Raw genomic sequence first — 1,770 nt, 5'->3', positions numbered from 1 at the left:
GTCGGCGGCCTACCTCTACACGCTCGATCTCGACAGCCCTGCGCTTGCGTGGGAGTACCTGCGCCGCCATCCGCAGTACCAAGCGGACTGGGCACGTCGCGCCGCATCGCTCAAGCGGTGGGGGTTGCGACAGCGCCGAAGACCCCCGTCTCGATGCGCGCGAAGCGCGACCGTACTGGATCGCGGCGGCTGACGAGTTGCTGCACGTGCGCGCTTCGCGCGCGCACGGTGCGCCGACCCGACCGGCCTTCGACCTTTGGCGCGTGCCTGGCCGCAAACGCCTCGCGCTCGATGGCACTGGCCTGATGCTGCTGACCGAGGTGTCCGCGCAGCGGCTGCGCATGTCGCTGGCGGACGACCTCTGCGATGGCGCGGCCTACGCTTGCACCGTCCCGCTCGGTCCCGGCCTGCGCGGCCAGCTGGATGCGTTCAACGCGCAGGCGCAGGTTCTTCAGGGCCATGCGCCGGTCGAGGATTCCACGCGGGCTGTCACCCGCGCCGCGCTGCTGCATCTTCGCGCCCTGCAGGCGCTCGACGGCGCGCAAGCCGACGCGTCGCACCGCGAGATTGCCCAAGCGCTATTCGGTCTCGAGGCCGTGATGGGCTGGCACGCCGATGGCGAACTGCGCGCTCAGGTCCGGCACCTGCTGCGGCGGGCTGAGTGGTACATGGGCGGTGGCTATCTGACCCTCGCGGGCATACCGCGCACCGCAGTCGAGTCCCCCGGAGACGAACTGGTGCGCTGAATATCTCCCTGCGCAAAAAGGCCCTTRCTCCCGAGACTGCCTCCAYTGGGCTGCGAATGGTTCGCGGCCCCGYGACAACGATGGAGGCCCTCATGGCAAGTGCCAGTTCCYTGTTTWCCGCCCGCGCTKCGRCGGCTGCGCCGCGGCCCCTGCGGTGCCCRCCGCSCCRGYCAACCCCGAGTTCCTGACCACCGAYGAGGCCGGCGCCTTCCTGCGCCTGTCSCCGCGCACGCTGGAGAAGCAYCGCGTGCTCGGCGGGGGGCCGCGCTTTCGGAAGTTCGGCGCGCGCGTGGTCTACGCGGTCGAGGATCTGCGGGCCTGGGCGAACAGTCGGGCCTAYGAGATGACCTCCGAYCCCGGYTACGTGCARCGCGACTCCGTCCGYTGACCGGCRMGCAGGGCAGGGAGCRTCACCCATGTCGAAGCGTCCGAGCGAACGCGAACAGCTGYCGCTGTTCCGCGCGCTGCCGGGMSSTGACATGSCGCTGCGCGATGCGCAGGACCTGATGGCCTACCCGTTCTTCTCGCTGGCCAAGTCGCCGCGCRCSGTGCCGATCCGCTTCGAAGCCGGCGGTGTCTCGCTCACCGTCGAAGGGGTGCCCGAGCACGGCATCGCCACGATCTGGGATGCGGACGTGTTGATCTGGGCCGCGAGCCAGATCGTCCAGGCCAAGAAGGAAGGCATCGCGCCTTCGCGCCTGATGGTCGCCACGCCCTACGAGATCCTGCGCTTTGCGCAGCGCGGCACCGGCCGCAGCGACTACCTGGCGCTGCGCGCCGCGCTGGACCGGCTGCAGTCCACCACCGTCGCCACGACGCTGCGCCAGCGGGAGCGTCCGAACGGTGCGATGCGCGTGCACCGCTTCTCCTGGATCAACGAATGGAAGGAGTACATCCGACCCGACGGACGCGCCGACGGCATCGAGTTGATCCTGGCCGACTGGTTCTTCTCGGGCGTGATGGACGAGGCCTTGGTGCTCACGCTCGATCCCACGTACTTCCGGCTTTCCGGCGGCATCGAGCG

The 1,770-nt window shown here is 69.8% G+C and carries 4 protein-coding genes; all 4 read left to right on the top strand.

The features are described 5' to 3' along the window. Nucleotides 1-58: 58 nt before the first annotated feature. Complete coding sequence (locus AC1DOC_RS32335) at nucleotides 59-193, top strand: hypothetical protein (RefSeq protein ID WP_478131405.1); 135 nt, start codon at nucleotides 59-61, stop codon at nucleotides 191-193. 13 nt (nucleotides 194-206) lie between these two features. Next, nucleotides 207-746: a DNA -binding domain-containing protein gene (locus tag AC1DOC_RS32330; RefSeq protein WP_208856299.1), complete on the top strand. Its 540-nt coding sequence runs from the start codon at nucleotides 207-209 to the stop codon at nucleotides 744-746. A gap of 154 nt (nucleotides 747-900) precedes the next feature. Then, entirely contained in the window at nucleotides 901-1,134 is a 234-nt protein-coding gene (locus AC1DOC_RS32325) for a helix-turn-helix transcriptional regulator (RefSeq protein ID WP_478131404.1), read from the top strand. Nucleotides 1,135-1,162: 28 nt separating this feature from the next. Then, nucleotides 1,163-1,770 (top strand): replication initiator protein A (locus tag AC1DOC_RS32320; RefSeq protein ID WP_478131403.1); only part of this gene is annotated, 608 nt, incomplete at its 3' end.

The sequence above is a fragment of the Variovorax sp. 01T439_2 genome (assembly GCF_056398445.1).
This window is presented reverse-complemented; position numbering and strand designations above follow the sequence as displayed.